1 protein-coding gene is annotated in these 445 nt (G+C 50.8%); it reads right to left on the bottom strand.

Going from position 1 to position 445, the window contains the following annotated elements; all coding sequences use genetic code 11:
• Positions 1 to 445: amino acid--tRNA ligase-related protein (locus H3O04_RS35700; RefSeq protein WP_337249683.1), on the bottom strand; the 445-nt coding region annotated here is incomplete at both ends.

The following is a 445-nucleotide window of genomic DNA, read 5'->3' as shown; positions in this document are numbered from 1 at the left end:
CACCTAATGCCACGCCGGAACAGTCAGGCATACCGACTTTCAAGGCTTCAATCAGATTCTGGTCAATGGGGTGCTGCGGCAAACCGCGCGCCGCGCGCTTACGGTTATCTTGTTCAAAGCGTTGTTGCTGCTCACGGGCATCCGTCAATTCATGGAAACCATTCGCCAGCTCAATACCTTTATAATAAACCTCAAAGCGTTCAGCGACCCGATGATCTTCGGTACTGATTTGCGCCAGTGATGCCTGGCTGGCTGGAAAGTGGTACACAAAGGTCGGTTTTTCTTTGCCAATATTTGGCTCTACGCCAAAGGTAAACAGCAATTGTAGCAGCGTGTCGCGGTCTTCTTCGGTATCGGCAACGTTGCTCAAATCCAGTTTCGCTGCCACTTCCCGCAGTTGCGTTTTGTCGGCAGAGAGTGGGTCAATTTCCAGATAACGTAAGAA

This window comes from Burkholderia sp. KCJ3K979, from assembly GCF_016759955.1.
Classification (GTDB): Bacteria; Pseudomonadota; Gammaproteobacteria; order Burkholderiales; family Burkholderiaceae; genus Burkholderia; species Burkholderia orbicola.
This window is presented reverse-complemented; position numbering and strand designations above follow the sequence as displayed.